We start from the raw sequence: 17,288 nt of genomic DNA on the forward strand, positions 1-17,288 counted from the left end.
ATGATCAGACAATGGATGATGGACTACTGTGATGATGTATTACATGGTGAAGTTGTTGCTTGTCAGAAGCATAAACAAGCGTGTAAACGATTTTTAAGAGATATTGAGCGTGAAGGTTCTGAAGATTTTCCATATGTTTTTAAGGAAGAAAAAGCGCTTCGTTTCTTAAAGTGGATGTCTCTTTTTAAACATACAAAAGGAAAATTAGCAGGTCAGAGAATTGAACCACATTCCATACAAATTTTCGTGTTTAGCAATATTTATGGATGGGTGCACCGAAATACAGGGTTACGTCGATTTAAAAAGGCATATTGGCAAGTAGGGCGTAAAAATGCAAAGTCACAATCTTTAGCGTGCGTGGGCTCATATGAAGCAATGGCCTTTGGTGAGAATATGTCGGAAGTATATGTTGGTGCCACAAAAACAGAGCAAAGTAAAATTGTTTGGAATGAAATTAAAGCGCAAATGAATGGGTGCGAAGACCTAAAAGAAAAATTCAATATTGCGTATGGGAAAATTGAGCATCTCAAAACAGATTCTTTTATTTCCGCGCTCTCAAAAGATGCGGGAAAATCTGGGGATGGACTAAATGTTCAGTGCGGGATTATTGATGAGTATCATGCCCATCCTACCTCTGAAATTTATGATGTTCTGGTGTCAGGTTCAGGTGCTCGTCCGAATCCACTCATGATGATTATTACAACAGCTGGTTTCAACTTGAGCCATCCTTGCTATCGTGTGGAGTATCAATATGTTTCTAAGATTTTAGACCCGAACATTGATATTGAAAATGAAGAATATTTTGTGATGGTCAATGAATTAGATAAGGATGATGAAATTACGAATCCTGAAGTCTGGAAGAAAGCGAATCCTATTTTATGTAGTTATGAAGAAGGACAATCTTTTTTAAAAGGAGAACTTCAATCAGCATTAGATGTCCCAGAAAAAATGCGGAATTTCCTGACTAAAAACATGAATCGTTGGGTGGACATGAAAGAAAATGGGTACATGGACATGCAAAAATGGAAAAATTGTAAAGAAACTGTGGAATTATCCGAATTAAAAGGATTGGAATGTACAGTAGGTGTCGATTTATCAGCAAAAATTGATTTAACAAGTATTTCATTCGAGTTTAAAAAGGATGATAAGTATATCGTGTTAAGTCATAGCTTTATGCCGGAAGATACGTTAGTTGAAAAGAGACAAACGGATAAAGTGCCTTATGATTTGTGGGTACAACAAAAATGGATTACCACAACACCTGGTGCGGTAGTTGATTATGAATTTATCAAAACACATATTAGAAATATGGAAAAAGACCATAAATTTAAGATTAAAGAAATATGTGCGGATCCTTGGAATGCAACGCAATTCATGCAAGACATGGAAGCGGAAGGGTATACGATGATAGAAATACGCCAAGGGATGGCAACTTTATCAGGTCCTACAAAAGATTTTAGAGAACAAGTGTATTTAAAGAAAGTCATCCACAATAACAATCCTGTATTAAATTGGGCAACGAGTAACGCTATAACAAAACAGGATGCGAACGAAAACATTATGTTGGACAAGTCAAAAACAACAGAAAGAATTGATCCGATAGCGGCTGTAATTAACTCGCATGTTCGATGCATGCTTAATTCTGGTGAGATGGACTTAAACTCCTATATTTTAAGTCAAGATTTCTCATTCTAGGAGGAATCACATGCGATTCTTATTATTTTTCATAAGTATTTTAGAAGATATTCTATTGATTTCGGGGTTGTCCATTATTGTAGGGACGACTTTTTTTGTTAATCCGATTTATGGATGGTATCTATTAGGGATTATTCTCACAATGCTGGGGGTGGTAATGATAAGAAGATAGAAAGGAGGTGAAACATTTGATTTTTCGGCAGTTATTTAGAAATCAGGATACGACAGATTTAAAAAATCCTTCTCCTTGGTTCAAAAGTTTATTTGGATATCAAGCCGCAAGTGGTGAAAAGGTAACGGTTGAGTCCTCTTTAGGTGTTCCGACGGTTTATCGGTGCATTAACATCCTTGCAAATAGTGTTGCGATGCTACCTTTTCAAACGTTTAAGAAGACAGCGAAGGGTAGGGAACGGGATAAGGCGCATCAAGTGTCATTTGTTCTAGAAAGAAGACCAAATCCTTATCAAAGCCCATTTAAATTCAAACATTTAATTGAAACACATCGTAATACATGGGGGAATGCTTATATCAATATCCATTGGGGTGTGGATGGCAGACCGAAAGAGTTGTGGGTATTAAATCCAGCTGTTACAACTCCAACTGTTGATTTAAAGACAAATAAGTTATGGTATTTCACTAGTCTTCCAGATGGTACACCTGTAAAAATACCTGATGATGACATAATTCATCTTACTACATTGTCTACTGATGGTTTGAAGGGTAAACCACCTATTCAGATTGCAAGAGAATCAATAGGTAGCTCACAGGCGGCACAAAAGTTTAAAGGTAAGTTCTTTACAAACGGTGCAGCGCATAGTGGGATATTAAAAACACAACAAGCACTTGGTAAAGAGGCGAAAGAAGTACTTCGTGATGCATGGGAAGAGGCAAATACAGGATTAAATAATGCTCAAAGAATTGCTATTTTAGATGCTGGTTTAGAATTTGAGAAGGTTGGAATGCCTTTAAAAGATGCCCAATTTATTGAAGGTATGAAATTTGATAAGGGCGAGATTGCAAATATCTTTAATATTCCTTTGCACATGATTAATGAGTTAGATCGTGCTACTTTCTCCAATATTGAGCAACAGGCGTTGGACTTTATTCAAAATACTTTGAGCCCAATTCTTATACAGTACGAAGAAGAGTTTTCTTACAAAGCTTTTTCATTTAATGAGCAAAAACGATATTATTTAAAATTCAATCTGACAAGCTTATTACGTGCTGATTCTAAATCACGAGCGGAATTCTACAAAATCATGTTAGATGCTGGTGCTTTCTCAATCAATAAAGTATTAGAGCTTGAAGATATGGATGGAATTGGGGAATACGGTGATAAACATCGTGTTGACTTAAACCATGTATCTATTGAGATTGCCGATGAATACCAATTAGCGAAAGCTAATGGAGGGGCAATACAGAAGGGAGGTGAGGACGATTAAAGATGTATTCACTATTAAAAATCAAACGGAATCATCAGCGGATCTATTTATCTACGGTGATATTGTAAATAATACTGGCTGGAAGTGGGATGATTCGGATGTTATGCCGGATGATGTGAAAAACATTTTAGGGCAATTAGATGATAAAAGTAACCTTAATATCTATGTAAATAGTGGTGGTGGTTCTGTATTTGCTGGTTTAGCTATTTATAATATGTTAAAGCGCAATAAGGCTCAAAAAACTGTTTATGTAGATGGTGTGGCAGCTTCAATTGCTTCCGTAATCGCCCTAGCTGGTGATCGCGTTGTTGTTCCTTCTAATGCATTTTTAATGATTCATAAACCATGGACTGTTACTAGAGGTAATGCAAATGTCCTTCGTAAAATGGCAGAGGATTTGGATAACCTTGAGTCTGGAATTATGAATGTATACAAGGAAAACTTGAAAGAGGGCATCGGAATTGAAGAAATTCAACAATTAGTAGATGCTGAGACTTGGTTAAGTGGTGAAGAAGCCGAAAAATACTTCAATATAGAAGTTGTGGAAGCAAAAGAAGTTGCAGCATGTAGCAGTGATTATTTTGATAAATATCAAAAAACACCAAATAAGATTGTAGCAAAGGCTCCTTCTATTCCCAAAAAGGATAATAGCGAACAATTAAAAATACAAAACGCACTAGACCTGTTAGAGCTTTAGGTCTATTTTTTGTGCCAAAACAAGGAGGAAATACCGAATGGATAAACGTGAACAAGAGTTACGTCAAAAAGTTGCTGATTTAAAAGCGAAAGCAGAAGAATTTAACAATAGTGGTAAATATGAAGAGGCAAAGGCAAAAATTGAGGAAGCGAAAAACGCGAAAAATGAATTGGATAACTATCTAACAATGAAGCAAATTCAAGTTCCTGAGCCTGTAAATTCACAGGCAGGAGTATTACCTCCAGCATCAGTTAAAAATGAAGATCCATCATACAAAGACGTATTTATGAAAGCTATTCGTGGCCAAAGTTTGAGTCATGAAGAAGCAAGTGTTATGCAGGAATATAAAGCAGCTTTATCTGAGAATACAGGTAAAGATGGCGGTTATATTGTTCCAGAAGATATTACTACAACTATTAATCAGTTAAAACAAACAGTTGATAACTTAGAACAATATGTAAATGTACAACCTGTTTCAACAAATAAAGGGGCTCGTACATTAGAAAAGCGTGCGGCATCAACACCATTTGCGCCATTATCTGAGTATGGTAAGCCGAATGCGATGCAAGAAATTGCTTCTCCTGAATTTGATCGTTTATCTTATGCTATTGAAGATTACGCAGGATTTTTACCAGTACCAAATGATTTATTAGATGATACTGATCAAGCTTTAGAAGAATATTTACGCCAATGGATCGCTAAGAAATCTATTGCTACTCGTAACTATCTAATTTTACAAGAACTCAACAAATTGACAAAGGTTGATTTTAAGGATTATAAAGGCATTAAAACAGCGTTAAATGTTACATTAGACCCGGCATTTGCAGCTGGAGCTAATATTTTCACTAATCAAGATGGATTCAATTACTTAGATCAATTAGAAGATAAAAATGGTCGTCCGCTTCTTCAACCAGACCCAACAAATCCAACACGTAGTTTATTGTCAGGAAAACCAGTTATTACTTTATCAAACAAGACAATTGCTACAGATAAAGATGGGAAAGCACCTTTCATTGTTGGTAATTTAAAAGAAGCTATTATTCTTTGGGATAGAAAACAATTGTCTATTGATATGACTAAAGAAGGTGGAAACGCTTGGAGAACAAATACTTCTGAGTTCCGAGCAATTGAGCGCGAAGATGTTACTCCGTGGGATACAGAAGCAGTTGTATATGGACAAATTACGGTTGCACCTAAAACAGGAGCTTAATAAGGTAGGGGGTGTCCTTCTTGGTACTAACATTAGAGGAAGCAAAAAAGTATCTTCGTGTGGATGGGGATGAGGAGGACGATCTCATTACATCTTTCGTAATCGCAGCTGAAATATATATTAAAAATGCTACAAGTAAAAATGTGGATTTAAAAAGCGAGCTTGCTAAATTAGCAGCTCGTATTTTAATTGCTCATTGGCATGAAAACCGTGAAGCGGTTGGAAAAGCTGAACAATTGGCATTTAGTTTGCAGTCGATATTAGTTCAGTTGCAATATTGTGGTGGTGATTCAAGTGAATCCAGGTAAATTAGATAAACGTCTTACATTTCAAGTGAAAGACGAGGAAGCAAAGAGCCCGGACGGTGATCCAATAGAAGGTTACAAGGATTCCTTTACTGTATGGGGCTCTTTTATTTTTTTAAAGGGAAGAAAATACTTTGAAGCCGCGGCAGCTAATAGCGAAATTCAAGGTGAAACAGAAATCCGATATCGTTCTGATGTGAATGCTGATATGAAGATTAAATATAAGAACGTAATGTATGACATTGTTTCAGTTATTCCAACTGAAAAACACACCTTATCAATTATGTGGAAGCGTGGTGGAATGAATGGCTGATGGTGTTGATTTTTTAGGCTTTGATCGCTTGATATCTGAATTAGAGCAAATGGGTCTACGTGGGGAAAAGATTGAAGATAAAGCTCTTGCAGCAGGTGGAGAACCTATTCGAAAAGCTATTTCCGAAATAGCGCCAAGAAGTGATAGTCCTAAAAGAGCAACAAAAAGTGAACCGTGGCGTACAGGACAACATTTGGCTGATAATATACGAGTTACAAAAGCTAAAATGGAAGGCGGCATAAAAACTATTAAAATCGGGATAGATAAAGCAGATCGCTCTCCATTCTTTTATGGGAAGTTCTTAGAATGGGGAACATCTAAAATGCCAGCTCAACCATTTATAGAACCAGGTTTTAATTCTTCAAAAGAAGCAGCAATTCGTGCTATGACAGATATTTTGAAGAATGAAATGAGGTTAAATATATGATGAATTTACGCCCCGAAATTGTGCAAGCTCTTGAAAATAATCAGGGGCTTGTTTCTTTATTAGGTGGAAAACGTGTTTATTATCGTAAAGCCAAAAATGCTGAAGAGTTTCCACGTATTACATTTTTTGAATTAGATAATAGGCCAGATGGATTTGCAGATAATGATGAAAGCGAAAGTGAAATCACATTTCAAATCGACATTTGGTCAAAGAGTAGTACAACAGTGATTCATCAAAAAGTGAATGAAATCATGAAAAGTATTGGTTTCTCACGTTATGCGGTTGCTGATTTATATGAAGATGATACACAGATTTTTCATTACGCGATGCGATTCGCGAAAGGAGTGGAGTTATAGATGGCTGGAGAAATTATTACAATTAGTTCGACTGTCGGTGTAGATAGTCTTGTTTATGCAAAACTAGTAAAAGATGATGCGTCAGGTGTTTCATATGGAGATGTAAAAAAATTAGAAGGGGCAGTAAAGGTTAAAACATCTAAAAAAGTAGCTTCAGAAATTATGTGGAGTGATAACAAAAAATCAGAGATTGCCGAATCTGATGGAGAAGTAGAAGTTGAAATTGAAGTTCGTGGACTTTCATTATCAGCAAAAGCAGATATTGAAGGATATCCAGAAGTTACAGATGGTGTATTAGATGAAAAGCGTGAAGGTGATAAACCATATTTAGCAATCGGTTATCGTTTTTTAAAAGCAAATAGTAAGTATCGGTATGTTTGGTTGCTCAAAGGTAAGCTTTCGCAAGAGGAAGAAGAAGCCGAAACTAAGAAGGATAAACCGAACTTCCAGACTACAAAACTTAAAGGATCGTTCATTGAACGTGATTTTGATGATAGACCGAAATTTACGGCTGATGCTGATGAGCCTACGTTCACAAAAGCCATTGGTGATAATTGGTTTAAAAAGGTATATGAAAAACCAGTAACACCACCAACAGGAAAGTAAGGGGGAGCAAAAGCTCTCTCTTTTTTATTAACTAAGGAGGAATAAATTATGAAATTAACTTTACGAATCAATAAGAAAAATGAAACTTTTAATTTACCGGAGTTCATTCCAGCTCGTCTAATCCGTCAGGCACCTGAGCTTGCTGAAATTCCAAATAATCCTGGTCCAGAGGATATGGATAAGATGGTCAAATTTGTAGTGAAAGTATACGATGGACAATTTACATTAGATCAATATTGGGATGGTGTGGATGCACGTAAATTCTTATCAACTACTTCAGATGTAATTAATGCAATTATTAATGAAACAGTGGAAGCGGCTGGTGGTAATTCTGGATCTGGAGAAGAAGAAAACCCAAACGCGTAGAGGGAGGAGGGCTAACATTCAGTGAGTTTATGGATGAGCTCTACCTCTCTTTATTACGTCAAGGATATAAACATTATCACATCGATAATGAAATGGATATTTGGCATTATTTAAGGTTAAATCAGAAATACCGTGAACAAGATGAATCGAATAGCCAAAATCAGAATTCGAATGAAATTGAAGTTCCAGCAGAAAACATTATCTAGCAAGGGGGTGAGACATTGGCGAATGAAATGAATAATTTAGTAGTTAGGCTTTCCCTTGATAATGTGAACTTTCGTCAAGGTATTGCGAATTCAGGACGTGCAGTAAGGACTTTACAGAATGAATTGAAATCAATTAGTACTGGTATGGGTGGTTTTGCAAACGCTAGTGAGCAAACACGAGCCAAAACGGATGCACTTAATAGATTGATTGAAGCACAAAAAGAAAAAGTTAGAGCATTACGCCAAGCCTATGATCAAAATAAGGCTAAGTTGGGTGAAAATGATGCAGCAACTCAACGATATGCTTCACAGGTCAATAAAGCGGTTGCTGATTTAAATAGATTTGAAAATGAATTAAAACAAGTAAACCGTCAAGCTGAACAAAAAGGGATGGATAAGTTAAATAATTCTTTGAAATCATTACAGGCTGAATTTCAGTCTATTACAACAGGCATGGGCGGTTTTTCTAATGCAACAGAGCAAACACGGGCAAAAATTGATGTTCTCACTCGCATGGTGGATAAGCAGAAAGAAAAGATTAGGGAACTTCAACAAGCATATAATCGTGCAAAAACAGAAGAAGGCGAAGCAAGTCAATCGGCACAACATTATGCTGAACAAATTCATCGCGCTACAGCTGAGCTTAATCGATTTGAAACTGGTTTGCAGCAGTCAAATCGAGAATTAGAGCAGCAAGGTAATCGTTTATTGAATTTTGGTAATCGTATGGAGACATTAGGTAACCATTTGCAAAATGCAGGAATGCAAATCGGTATGGTGTTTGGCGGAATGACTTATGCGATAGGACGTGGTTTAAAATCCGCGGTTACTGAATCAATGAATTTTGAACAACAAATGGCGAACATTAAAGCAGTATCTGGTTCTACTGGAGAAGAAATGAAAAAGTTAAGTGAATTAGCTATTAACATGGGAGAAACGACAAAGTACTCTAGTGTTCAAGCAGGACAAGGTATAGAGGAATTAATAAAAGCCGGAGTTAGTTTAACAGATATTATAAATGGTGGTTTAGAAGGTGCTCTTAACTTAGCTACAGCAGGAGAGCTAGAATTAGGCGAGGCGGCAGAGATTGCATCCACAGCCTTAAATGCATTTAAAGCAGATCATCTTTCAGTAGCAGATGCAGCTAACATATTATCAGGTGCAGCAAATGCATCAGCTACAGATGTACGTGAACTAAAATATGGTTTAGCGGCATCGTCAGCAGTAGCAGCAGGGGCTGGAATGACGTTTAAAGATACAGCTACGACTCTTGCAGTATTTGCTCAGAATGGGTTAACATATAGCCCCGTTGCGGAGAGATTCGCAGCGTAAAGGACGTGAATTGCTGGGAATCTAAGGTTATATAACTATGCTAATCAGCAGCCGAGTCATTTAGGAATAAATGAAGGGTTCAGAGACTAGGGTATGGAGTCCAGAACGGACAGTAAAACCCCACGAGCGCGTCCCATCCTAACGTGTAAGGCGAGGATGATGATATAGTCCGATACTCCAGTGAAAATTGGAGAATATGAGATAAAGAGCTCATATATAACGAATGTAAAAGGGTCTGATGCAGGTACTTCACTAAAAACAATGCTTATGCGGTTAAACCCATCTACTAAAGAAGCGTATAACAAAATGAAAGATTTAGGTCTTATCACATATAACGCCCAAGCGGGTTTTGATTTCTTAGTTAAAAACGGTATTCAACCAGCTTCAAGAAATGTAGGAGATATAGAAGCTGCTTTAGAAAAATACGTAATGAAAACCGAAGGGGTTACAAAGTGGAACGATAAATGTGATACAGCATTCCGTGAGTTAGCCACGAGTTCGGCTTTCTTATCATCAAAATTTTATGATCAACAAGGGCATATTCAAAGTCTAGAAAATATTTCAGGAACACTTCATGAGTCTATGAAAGATTTAACAGACCAACAACGAAGTATGGCTTTAGAAACATTATTCGGTTCGGATGCTGTACGTGGTGCAACTATTCTCTTTAAAGAAGGGGCAAAGGGTGTTAATGAGATGTGGGATTCCATGTCGAAGGTTACAGCAGCTGATGTTGCAGCAACTAAAATTGATACTCTACAAGGACGAATTACATTATTAGACTCGGCATTTTCTACAATGAAAAAGACAATTGGTGACGCACTTGCCCCTGTGGTTAGTGCTTTTGTTGCTGGATTGCAGAAACTTGTAGATGGATTTAACTCATTACCAGGTCCAGTACAAAAGGCCATTGCAATTACAGGTGGTATTGTTCTTGCGCTAACGGCGGTAGCAACGGCAATAGGTGTAGTTCTTGCTGCAGTTGGGATGATCATGTCTGGGATTGGAGCATTGGCAACATCATTAGGGATTGTTGGTGGTGCTGCAGGTCTTGCTAGTGCTGCGGTTGGATTCTTAGGAAGTGCAATAGGTTTATTATTTGGACCAGTTGGCTTAATTGCAGCCGCTCTCATTGGAACTGGTGTTGTCGCATATAAAGCATATCAAAAAGCAACAGAGGACAGTATCGCTTCGGTAGATCGTTTTGCTACGAATACAGAAGGTAAAGTTAGCTCGTCCACAAAGAAAGTTCTTGGTGAGTATTTTAAGTTATCTGATGGTATTAGACAAAAGTTAACTGAAATTAGATTGAATCATGAAGTGATAACTGAAGAACAGTCACAAAAGCTAATCGGACAATATGACAAGTTAGCTAATACAATTATAGAAAAAACAAATGCAAGACAACAAAAAGAGATTGAAGGCCTTAAAAAGTTTTTCGCTGATTCATACGTTTTAACAGCAGAAGAAGAAAATAAGCGTATCGAGCAACTAAATCAGCATTACGAACAAGAAAAATTAAAGACCCAAGAAAAAGAAAATAAAATCAAAGAAATTCTTCAAACCGCAGCGAGAGAAAACAGAGAGTTAACAACATCAGAACGCATCTCCTTGCAAGCTTTACAAGATGAAATGGACAGAGTTGCTGTAGAGCATATGTCTAAAAATCAAATGGAGCAAAAAGTTATTCTTGAAAATATGCGCGTACAGGCTAGTGAGATTTCAGCTAGACAGGCAGCGGAAGTTGTAGAGAATAGTGCCAAAGCAAGAGATAAAGTTATTGAAGATGCGAAAAAGACGCGCGATGAAAAAATTGCAGAGGCAATTCGTCAGCGTGATGAAAATAAAACAATTACTGCTGATGAAGCGAATGCAATCATTGCTGAGGCAAAACGTCAGTATGATAGTACAGTTTCCACGGCAAGAGATAAGCATAAGGAAATTGTGAGTGAAGCAAAATCCCAAGCTGGGGAACATGCGAATCAAGTAGATTGGGAAACTGGACAAGTAAAATCTAAGTTTGAAGTTATGAAAGATGATGTTGTTCGAAAAATGAAAGAAATGGGTTCGGATGTTTCCAATAAATATGACGAGATGAAAAATGCAGCCAGTAATAAAGTAGAAGAAATCAAAAATACTGTTTCAAGAAAATTTGAGGAACAGAAAAAAGCTGTTAAAGATAAAATGTCAGAAATAAAACATGACATTGAGGATAAGTGGAATACAGTCGAAAAATTCTTTAGTACTATAAATCTACGTTCCATCGGTAAATCAATTATAGAAGGGCTTGGTAAAGGATTAGATGATGCTTCAGGCGGTCTGTTCAGTAAGGCAGCGGGAATTGCAAATGACATTAAAAAGACTATTTCTGGAGCTTTAGAAATTAACAGTCCATCTAAAGTGATGATTCCAGTCGGTAGCGCAGTACCAGAAGGCGTTGGGGTTGGTATGGATAAAGGGAAACGTTTTGTTGTGGATGCAGCAAAAAATGTAGTTGGAACTGTTAAAAAACAAATGAGTAATATGCCATCTGTTTTTGATTTGGGATTCCAAACTGCGCATTATAGTATCCCGCATAATGCACTGGGTGATTTTAATGGGTATACGCAACCACAATCACTTTATAACAACGCACCTACAGCAAAAACTATGTTCTCGGATAGATCAGGTAGAGAACAAGAACTGAATTTAACGGTAAATATGACAAACGTTTTAGATGGAAAAGAATTAGCAAACGGAAGTTACGCATATACTACAAAGCTTCAAGATCGTGACCAAAAAAGAAGAGCGGAATTTTAAGGGTGGTGAGCAAGTTGGAGAAACTCAGTTTTACTTTTAATAAGATTAGAAAAGATTATATTCAAATGCTAGTTGGAAGAAAACGCCCTTCCTGGGCTCCAGTTAAAAGAAAATTAGTAAGAGTCCCTCATCGAGCAGGGGCTCTTTTTCTTAATACAGAAACAGAGGAAAGGCGTATTGATGTTCCTCTTGTGATTAAAGCGAAAAAAGATATGGCTGATTTACAAAAGGTAAAAGAAGATTTAGCGGATTGGCTATATACAGAGCAACCAGCCGAACTTATTTTTGATGATGAATTAGATAGGACTTATCTAGCATTAATTGATGGTTCTGTAGACTTGGATGAAATAGTTAATAGAGGTAAAGGGGTTATTACTTTTGTTTGTCCAATGCCATATAAATTAGGAAAACAAAATACCCATACGTTCTCTCAAAATGGTTCTACTGAAGTTGCAACTTCTTTTACCAATCAAGGGAATATAGAAGCATCTCCAATTATTGAAGTCGAAGCTCAGAAACCAAGTACATTTTTAGATGTGTGGTTTGGTGAGCATCCATATAATCGTGATTACTTCAGAATTGGTTATCCTTTGAAAACAGAGCAATTACCTGTAGAAAGAAATCAAAGACTTATATGGGACGAAATGGCTACCACGGTAGGATGGAGTAAAGTCAGTTCAATGGAAGATGGTAATCCAGTTGGTGAAATGAAGTCAGATAAATACCAATTCTTTTGTTCTGATTTTGGTACCAGTACAGGCAAAGGATGGCATGGTGCAGCTGTTAAAAAGAACATACCTGGGGGTCCAGTACAAGATTTTATTATGCAAGCCTATGTTACATGTAAGAGTAAAAAGATTAATGAAATGGGCCGAGTTGAGATAGCGATACTCGATGAAAATAGCAAGGTTCTTTCAAAAATTGCTATGAACGATCTCTTTTGGCAAGCTGAGCAAAATTTTGGAACGATGGTTATTGGATATGATAACAAGCCAGGGAAAACAGGATTGATTTATGAGAGTGGTGATTATCCGAATACCTGGAATCAGTATTTCGGACGATTGTGGATAGCTAGAACCGGAAATGTATGGGAAGCATATATTTCAAAATTCTTGCCAGGGACAGAGAAAGATGATTCAGAACGTTTTGCACGGTGGACAGATGAAAATAACTACCATATGGAAAAAGCCGCACAACTTCAGATTAGTATTATGCAATGGCAAGAAGTTCCACCAGTAGAAGCGATGTCAGTTAGTGATTTGAAATTTTGGAAAGTGAATTTAAATACAAAAAACGATCCGCCTTACATTTTTGACACACGGGACAAAATTATTATTGATACAGAAAAAAGTCTTGTAACAATTAACGGTAAGAATGCAATTAATTTAAAAGACATTTTTAGTAATTTTCCAACTGTAATACGTGGTGAGAATCGTATCAATATAATGCCAGCAGATGTTAAAGCGACTGTTAGTTATAGGGAGAGATATAGATGAGAACACCAAGCGGCATTTTGCATATTGTGGATTTTAAAACAAATCAAATCGTTGCAGCTATTCAGCCGCAGGACTATTGGGATGATAAAAGGCATTGGGAAATCAAAAACAATGTTGATATGTTGGATTTTACAGTTTTTGATGGCACAACTCATTCGGCTACGTTACAACAACAAAACCTTGTTTTAAAAGAAGTACGAGACGGAAGAATTGTACCATATGTTATTACAGAAGCTGAGAAGAATTCGGATAAACGATCCATTACCACATATGCTTCAGGAGCTTGGGTTCAAATCGCTAAGTCAGGCATTATAAAACCACAACGAATAGAAGGTAAAACAGTAAACGAATTCATTGATATGGCCCTAGTAGGAATGAAATGGAAACGTGGAAAAACAGATTATGCAGGATTCCACACGATGACTATTGATGAATTTATTGATCCGTTAACATTTTTAAAAAAAATAGCTTCTTTATTTAAATTAGAAATCCAGTACCGAGTTGAGATTCAAGGTTCACAAATCATTGGATGGTATGTTGATATGATTCAAAGGCGTGGTCGAGACACGGGGAAAGAAATAGAACTGGGGAAAGATTTAATAGGTGTTACACGTATTGAACATTCAAGGGATATTTGTACAGCACTAGTTGGCTTTGTGAAAGGTGAAGGCGATAATGTAATTACTATTGAAAGTATCAATAGGGGACTTCCCTATATTGTTGATAATGATGCATTTCAACGATGGAATGAACGTGGTAAACATAAATTTGGTTTTTATACACCAGAAACTGAAGAATTAGACATGACTCCAAAACGTTTAATGACTTTAATGGAAATAGAATTAAAAAAACGTGTCAATTCTTCAGTTTCTTATGAAGTAGAAGCACAATCGATTGGACGTATTTTCGGACTAGCACATGAACTAATTAATGAGGGAGATACGATCCGAATCAAAGATACAGGATTCACACCTAAGTTATACCTTGAAGCACGTGTAATTGCTGGTGATGAATCTTTTACGGACCTTACACAAGATAAATATGTGTTTGGTGATTATCGCGAAATTACTGATCCAAACGAAGAACTACGAAAAATTTATAATCGAATCTTAGGGTCATTAGGCAATAAACAAGAGCTGATAGATCAGTTAGATAAATTAGTGAAAGATGCAAATGAAACAGCTAGTAATGCTAAGAAAGAATCCGAAGCAGCGAAAACACTGGCTGAAAAGGTTCAAGAGAATCTTAAAAATAACACGGTAGAAATCATTGAAGCTAAGAATCCACCGACAACGGGGATGCAACCTTATAAAACACTTTGGCGTGATATTAGTAATGGGAAGCCTGGTATTTTGAAAATATGGACAGGCGCAGCTTGGGAATCGGTTGTACCAGATGTTGAATCCGTTAAGAAAGAAACACTTGATCAGGTTAATAAAGATATTGAATCAACAAAAACAGAATTAAATCAAAAGGTTCAAGAGACACAAAATCAGGTGACGGGACAATTCAACGAAGTAAAGGACAGTTTACAAGGTGTCAACCGTACAATTTCTAATATTGAAAATAAACAAGGTGAAATTGATAAGAAAGTAACTAAGTTTGAACAGGATTCTAATGGATTTAAAACTTCTATTGAATCATTAACGAAAAAAGATACTGAAATTAGTAATAAATTAAATACTGTCGAATCAAATGCGGAAGGTACAAAAAGGGCTATTTCTGATGTGCAACAAACAACTAATGATCTAAAGAAGGCCACAACTGAAGTTAAAGAACAAGCAGGAAAGATTAGTGAAAAGTTAACAACTGTAGAAACAAAGGTTAATAGCGATAAAGCCGGTGGACGTAATCTGTTATTAGATTCAAATGCTAAATACGAAAAAACGGATTATTTAATCAATGTATTTTCGCTAACTGAAAATTTTGTTGCAGGTGAAGAATATACTTTTGTAATTAAAGGGAGTGTACCTGTAGGTCAAAAGTTTGGTATTTGGATGAATGGTGGGTCTAGTAATGTTGGATATGCAACAAGTGTTTATGCGAATGGAATTACCTATGTAACTTTTAAAGCTGTAGCAGTAACGAGTGGAAATGAAAGAAAGTTGAGCCTATATAACTTTCCGAGTAACACTACAAAAGCCACTGTAGAATGGGTCGCTTTATATAAAGGTAATAAGCCACAGGATTGGACACCAGCTCCAGAAAATCAAGTAACGAATGATGAATTCACTAAAAAAACAACCGAGATTGAAAAAAATGTGGATGGTGTAACAAATACTGTATCTAAGGTGAAGAATAGTCAAGCTGGATTCGAAAAGCGCATAACTACAGTAGAACAAACAGCAACTGGATTATCTTCCACAGTGAACGATTTAAACAATGTTGTATCAGATCAAGGGAAAAAGCTTACTGATGCAAATACAAAACTCGAACAACATGCAACAGCAATTGGTGCAAAAGTTGAGCTTAAACAAGTAGAAAATTATGTTGCTGGATTTAAGATACCTGAGTTGAAGCAAACAGTCGATAAAAATAAACAAGATTTGTTGGGCGAATTAGCTAACAAACTTGCAACTGAGCAATTTAATCAAAAAATGACTTTGATTGATAACCGCTTTATTATCAATGAACAGGGGATTAATGCTTCAGCCAAAAAGACAGAGGTATATACAAAAGAACAAGCAAATGGGCAATTTGCCACATCATCTTATATAAGAGATATGGAAACCCGTCTTCAGTTAACTGAAAAGGGTGTTAGTATATCTGTAAAAGAAAATGATGTAATCGCAGCATTCAATATGAGTAAAGAAAACATTACTTTGAATGCGAATAGGATTAACTTAAGAGGTTTTATTACAGCGGATCATATCAAAGGGCAAGTTTTAGAGGGAGTAACACTTAAAACGAGTGGAAACAGATTTGTTGAAATAAATAAACAAGACATGAAGATTTTCGATTTAGATAAGCCACGTGGTTATATAGGATTTATGGAGACAAATGATGGAAGTATTCAACCTTCATTAGTCCTTGGTTCTGATAATAGAAAATACGCTGGTACAGGATCATTTTATATTTATCAAGTCATGCCGCGAATTAATGGAGTCGATCAACCTTCTAAAGCGTATGCAAAATTTGGGGTTTCTAAAGGAGAAAATGCAGAAGGAACTAATATTTGGTCAAATTATATTCAAATGCAGAATGACGGTGGACATCTGAGCGTATATTCAGATGGACAATTTCGTTTTCAAAACTTGAATGATATTATTTTTGAATCTGAAGGATGGGCTCCAGGATATGGTTACTTCTCTGTAACTACAACTGAACCGCATATTTTTAACAATAACAAGGGACAGTTTACTTTCAAAAGAAAAGGCAGTGACTATAAAATACATTTCATAAACGGCGCCACCGATCATGATTTAATCATGGGTAATGCAATGATAAGATCAAGTTTTGTACAAGGTTATAACAACGGATTACAGATTAAAGATATGATGGGTCAAGGATGGAAAGATATAGAATTAAGAACACTACGAGCGCAAGAAAATATAAATGCTAATGGTCAAATGTGGGCGAAAGCATTTAATCCTACGTCAGCTAGAAATATGAAAGAGAATATAAAAGATATTCCTTTCTCAGCTCTTGATAAAATCATGAGTTTGGCTATAAAACAGTACAATTTCAGAGACGACATGTATGATTTGTATCAAATGCGTGTGAACAAACCAGAAGAACAAACAGAACCATATACAACAAAAGAAATTGAAACGTATTTCGGTATGATTGCAGACGATACGGACGCTATATTTACAGATAAAGAGAAACGGGCTATAAATTTATATAATACTGTTTCAATCTTTATTGTAGCTTTCCAACAGCAGTATCATCAATTTAACGAAGAGTTAACTACTGTTAAAAGTGAGAATAAACAACTAAAAGAGCAGGTTACGACCCTAGCAAGCGATGTGTCCACATTAACAGATTTAGTTCAAAAATTAATTAGTGAGAAACCAGAGCAGCTATAAGCTGGTCTTT

General features: G+C 36.3%; 13 protein-coding genes and 2 pseudogenes. All 15 read left to right on the plus strand.

Annotated elements, in window-relative coordinates; all coding sequences use genetic code 11:
• The coding region (locus QCI81_RS00005) for a terminase large subunit (protein ID WP_353810582.1) at positions 1–1,695 on the plus strand (1,695 nt) is incomplete at its 5' end.
• 188 nt (positions 1,696–1,883) lie between these two features.
• Positions 1,884–3,137 (plus strand): phage portal protein, encoded by a 1,254-nt coding sequence (locus QCI81_RS00010; RefSeq protein ID WP_016081469.1) that lies wholly within the window; start codon positions 1,884–1,886, stop codon positions 3,135–3,137.
• The gene (locus QCI81_RS00015; RefSeq protein ID WP_226605289.1) at positions 3,124–3,834 is read left to right on the plus strand and encodes a head maturation protease, ClpP-related; all 711 of its coding nucleotides are present in this window, start codon (positions 3,124–3,126) and stop codon (positions 3,832–3,834) included. Before QCI81_RS00010 ends, QCI81_RS00015 begins: the two co-directional genes overlap by 14 nt.
• A 37-nt stretch (positions 3,835–3,871) precedes the next feature.
• Entirely contained in the window at positions 3,872–5,044 is a 1,173-nt protein-coding gene (locus QCI81_RS00020; RefSeq protein WP_016081467.1) for a phage major capsid protein, read from the plus strand.
• Positions 5,045–5,064: 20 nt separating this feature from the next.
• Positions 5,065–5,352 (plus strand): head-tail connector protein, encoded by a 288-nt coding sequence (locus tag QCI81_RS00025; RefSeq protein ID WP_016077615.1) that lies wholly within the window; start codon positions 5,065–5,067, stop codon positions 5,350–5,352.
• Positions 5,339–5,662 carry a phage head closure protein gene (locus QCI81_RS00030; protein WP_205190468.1) on the plus strand — a complete coding sequence of 108 codons (324 nt, stop codon included), beginning with the start codon at positions 5,339–5,341 and terminating at the stop codon, positions 5,660–5,662. Before QCI81_RS00025 ends, QCI81_RS00030 begins: the two co-directional genes overlap by 14 nt.
• Positions 5,655–6,089 (plus strand): HK97-gp10 family putative phage morphogenesis protein, encoded by a 435-nt coding sequence (locus QCI81_RS00035; protein ID WP_098137898.1) that lies wholly within the window; start codon positions 5,655–5,657, stop codon positions 6,087–6,089. The genes QCI81_RS00030 and QCI81_RS00035 overlap by 8 nt, the downstream gene beginning before the upstream one ends.
• Positions 6,086–6,445, plus strand: a complete 360-nt coding sequence (gp17, locus tag QCI81_RS00040) for a tail completion protein gp17 (RefSeq protein WP_000981497.1) — start codon at positions 6,086–6,088, stop codon at positions 6,443–6,445. Before QCI81_RS00035 ends, gp17 begins: the two co-directional genes overlap by 4 nt.
• Positions 6,446–7,051, plus strand: a complete 606-nt coding sequence (locus tag QCI81_RS00045) for a major tail protein (RefSeq protein ID WP_097820525.1) — start codon at positions 6,446–6,448, stop codon at positions 7,049–7,051.
• A gap of 48 nt (positions 7,052–7,099) precedes the next feature.
• Positions 7,100–7,417 carry a phage tail assembly chaperone G gene (gene gpG / locus QCI81_RS00050; protein WP_016081462.1) on the plus strand — a complete coding sequence of 106 codons (318 nt, stop codon included), beginning with the start codon at positions 7,100–7,102 and terminating at the stop codon, positions 7,415–7,417.
• Positions 7,418–7,446: 29 nt separating this feature from the next.
• The gene (locus QCI81_RS00055; protein WP_226605280.1) at positions 7,447–7,623 is read left to right on the plus strand and encodes a hypothetical protein; all 177 of its coding nucleotides are present in this window, start codon (positions 7,447–7,449) and stop codon (positions 7,621–7,623) included.
• A 15-nt stretch (positions 7,624–7,638) separates the two neighbouring features.
• Positions 7,639–8,919 (plus strand): annotated as a pseudogene (locus QCI81_RS00060) (phage tail tape measure protein); the annotation flags it as partial.
• 264 nt (positions 8,920–9,183) lie between these two features.
• Positions 9,184–11,754: pseudogene (locus QCI81_RS00065) on the plus strand (phage tail tape measure protein); the annotation flags it as partial.
• 14 nt (positions 11,755–11,768) lie between these two features.
• Entirely contained in the window at positions 11,769–13,250 is a 1,482-nt protein-coding gene (locus QCI81_RS00070) for a distal tail protein Dit (RefSeq protein WP_226605277.1), read from the plus strand.
• On the plus strand, positions 13,247–17,278 hold the full coding sequence (locus tag QCI81_RS00075; RefSeq protein ID WP_353810584.1) for a phage tail spike protein: 4,032 nt from the start codon (positions 13,247–13,249) through the stop codon (positions 17,276–17,278). The genes QCI81_RS00070 and QCI81_RS00075 overlap by 4 nt, the downstream gene beginning before the upstream one ends.
• Positions 17,279–17,288 lie beyond the last annotated feature (10 nt).

The sequence above is a fragment of the Bacillus cereus group sp. MG20 genome (assembly GCF_040459885.1).
Classification (GTDB): domain Bacteria; phylum Bacillota; class Bacilli; order Bacillales; family Bacillaceae_G; genus Bacillus_A; species Bacillus_A cereus.

Excerpts from the sequence above, each read along its gene's own strand:
- QCI81_RS00020 (WP_016081467.1), top strand. The coding sequence starts at position 3,872 with ATGGATAAACGTGAACAAGAGTTACGTCAAAAAGTTGCTGATTTAAAA.
- QCI81_RS00035 (WP_098137898.1), top strand. The coding sequence starts at position 5,655 with ATGGCTGATGGTGTTGATTTTTTAGGCTTTGATCGCTTGATATCTGAA.
- gp17 (WP_000981497.1), top strand. The coding sequence starts at position 6,086 with ATGATGAATTTACGCCCCGAAATTGTGCAAGCTCTTGAAAATAATCAG.
- QCI81_RS00045 (WP_097820525.1), top strand. The coding sequence starts at position 6,446 with ATGGCTGGAGAAATTATTACAATTAGTTCGACTGTCGGTGTAGATAGT.
- gpG (WP_016081462.1), top strand. The coding sequence starts at position 7,100 with ATGAAATTAACTTTACGAATCAATAAGAAAAATGAAACTTTTAATTTA.
- QCI81_RS00055 (WP_226605280.1), top strand. The coding sequence starts at position 7,447 with ATGGATGAGCTCTACCTCTCTTTATTACGTCAAGGATATAAACATTAT.
- QCI81_RS00075 (WP_353810584.1), top strand. The coding sequence starts at position 13,247 with ATGAGAACACCAAGCGGCATTTTGCATATTGTGGATTTTAAAACAAAT.